The organism is Streptomyces soli, from assembly GCF_003999195.1.
Classification (GTDB): domain Bacteria; phylum Actinomycetota; class Actinomycetes; order Streptomycetales; family Streptomycetaceae; genus Actinacidiphila; species Actinacidiphila soli.
Map to the genome: position 1 here is coordinate 1 of NZ_RJVR01000406.1, position 2,588 is coordinate 2,588.

The window sequence follows — 2,588 nt, forward strand, 5'->3', positions numbered from 1 at the left end:
TGTTGTGCGGGTTCTGTTTCCTGTTTCGGTTCGTTGATCCAGACCTGGGTGGGTATGGCGGGTGGTTTGGGTCGGCGGGCGAAGCGTTCGGGGTGGCGAGCGTATGCCTCGGCCAAGTACACAGTCACTGTTGATGCCTCCGGACCGGCGGACCCCGTAACACCCTTGACGCACATCATCGACTTGGACGCTATCGATGGGTCTGTCTTGGAGAGTGGCACTGTTTAGGCATGTCTCGCGAAGATCGCCGACCACACCAAGGACTTGAAGGACATTCCCAGGGCCCTTCGCAGGGTCGGGGGGACCGTCAGTGAGCCCCGCATCCGCCGTAGTTGGCTGAGATCAGTTGAGGGCGTCGGCGCCTTGTCGCTGGACCCTAAATAGCTGGGATCTGCGCGTGACGCTAGCAATCGGTCGTTGTCTGACCCGACCGGGTACAGATCCTCGGGAACCTTGTTCTGCCGCCCATACCTGCTGGCTGAATGGCCGGTATGGAAATCGGTGAGAGCTGGGCTTACCGGGCACGGGCCAAGGACTGGGGTGGCGCAGTCAGCCGGGTGGAGGTCGTCCGGTTAGGCGGGCCGCGCAATTCCGGGCGGGTGCATGTGCGGTTCCTGGAAGGCGAGGAGACCGGGTTGCAGGAGTGGGTGGCGGCGGACTGTTTGCTGGCGCCCTGGCCCGATGTCGAGGTGTTCCGCACGGATGACGCTGCGGAGTTGGCTCTGGCTGAGGCGTCACGGGAGGTCCGGGGCACGGCGGCATTCGAGGCCGCTCGCTTGGTCTTGGGCTTCGTCCGACCCAAGAAGAGCGTTCGCCTGCGCCGGGGCGTTGCTGATGCGGGCGTGTTGGAGATCGCTCGTCTCGATGGCACAGCAGCGCTTCTTGAACTGGACCTGGTTGACCTGCGTGCCGATCCAATGCTCTACGAGAGCCAGAAGCGCAACGGCCTGTGCCTGGTCGGCTGGCCGGTCACCGAGCGCATCGCGCGCCGTGCCGCCGAGAGGTTCGCCGACGAGATCCTGCCCGAAACAGAGAGCCGACAGCAGGCTCTTGCCGAAGAGCGTGCCCAATCGGCATGGCAGTCGTGGCAGCGCAGGGACGACCGCAAGTTGGATGCCGAGCAGGCTGTTCTGCGCACGGTCCGCGAGTGGTGCGGTGAGGAACGCGCGGACCGCTACGACGAATTGATTGCCCTGCGTGCGGAAGTGCTGCGCCTCGGGAAGCTGGTTGAGAGGGCCGTGCGAGCACTACGCGACCGAGGGCATGGAGTCACCGCCTCCACCATTGAGCGCGACCTCGGTGTTGATATCTCCAGCCTTGATCCAGAGGTACGTCGCTGAAGCCTCGCCGCGGCTCTGGCTCAGGGCCTGAGGGAGCAGGCCGGGTAGGCGGTTTCTCCTTCTCAGGTCGGTGCGGGCTCCAGCCGTTCAGGAACGGGCGCAGTTCGTCGCCGGCCGGCTCCGTGCTGAACTCATTCGGCCCAAGGCTGCGGCCTTCGGCTGTTGGGTCCAGGCTGTCCGCTTGCTCTTTCCCCCACTGGGACCACTGCCGGAGCCTTTCGGTCTCCGCCGGCTCGGTGGCGCGGACCGCTGCTTGGTCGAGTGCCGCGCAGAACAACCGGATTTCGCCTGCCAAGCGCCATCCGTCGAGCGCTGTGGCAAATCTGTCGGTTCTCGACGCGTGGATCGCGGCCACTTTGGCTTCGGCCAGCGCGGCCTCCCATTCCCGTTGCCTGCGTTCCCGCTCCTCGGCTTCCGCCCGCTTGCGCTCGGCTTCCCGCTGCTCCCACTCGGCCCGTTGCCGTCGCTGCTCGGACTCCCGCTCCAACCGCGCCCGCTCCTGCTCCTCTGCGTGCTTCTTCACTGCGCGGAAGATCGTGTCGACCTGCGCCTCCAGTGCCTTCTTGGTGGTGTCAGCCCAGGTCTCCTTCCAGGCGTAGCCCTGCGAGAGGTGTAGCTCCAGTTCTCCCGATGGCTCAAACCGATGCGCCGGAGTCACCCGCTGCCAGTCGTACGTCCTGCGTTGACCCTTCTGCGGGGGAACGCAGCGGACTTGCTTCTGCCTTTCCCGGAAGCTCAGTTCGTATGTTCTGCCGTGGACGGTGAGCATGGGCTGCGGTTGCCTGCGCTTTTTGGACACGGCCATGTCGCCGTGGCGGCTCAGAGCCTCCTCCGCCAGAATCCGGATCAGGGACAGCACACGGGGGAGCACGTCCTCGGAGATCTCGAAGGCGCTGTGGTCCGTCCGCACGCCGGCGATCACTTCGTCGATGTCGGTGATCGTCCTGCTGCGCTGCAGCCGGATCCGGTTCCATTCGGTGTCGTCTTCACCGGTGACTCTGAGCAGGCCCAGGAAGAAGTCGCCCTTGGCCCGGCCGCTGTACTTCAGGTGGTACCCGGATGGCGCCCACGTGCGGGCCGCGTCGAACCCTCTCCTGTAGCGGGCCCGCTCCACGGCATCCGGGTCCGGAATCTTCAGGAAGCGCCCGGCTTGTCGGCGGCGGCTGAATTCTGACCCAGTTTCGTCGGTTGAAGTCTGACCCTCGGGTCGTCAGTTGATCTTTGTTTAGTCGGTTTCGTTGACGGGTG

2 protein-coding genes are annotated in these 2,588 nt (G+C 65.2%); one reads left to right on the forward strand and one right to left on the reverse strand.

Going from position 1 to position 2,588, the window contains the following annotated elements; all coding sequences use genetic code 11:
• Positions 1-491: 491 nt before the first annotated feature.
• Positions 492-1,340, forward strand: coding sequence for a PE-PGRS family protein (locus EFK10_RS46690; protein ID WP_127361678.1), 849 nt, complete (start codon positions 492-494; stop codon positions 1,338-1,340).
• On the opposite strand, the gene EFK10_RS46695 is transcribed toward EFK10_RS46690, so the two are convergent.
• Positions 1,270-2,454 carry a hypothetical protein gene (locus EFK10_RS46695; RefSeq protein WP_240677907.1) on the reverse strand — a complete coding sequence of 395 codons (1,185 nt, stop codon included), beginning with the start codon at positions 2,452-2,454 and terminating at the stop codon, positions 1,270-1,272. The genes EFK10_RS46690 and EFK10_RS46695 overlap by 71 nt on opposite strands.
• Positions 2,455-2,588 lie beyond the last annotated feature (134 nt).

Coding starts and splice junctions, on each gene's coding strand:
- EFK10_RS46690 (WP_127361678.1), top strand. CDS start 492: ATGGAAATCGGTGAGAGCTGGGCTTACCGGGCACGGGCCAAGGACTGG.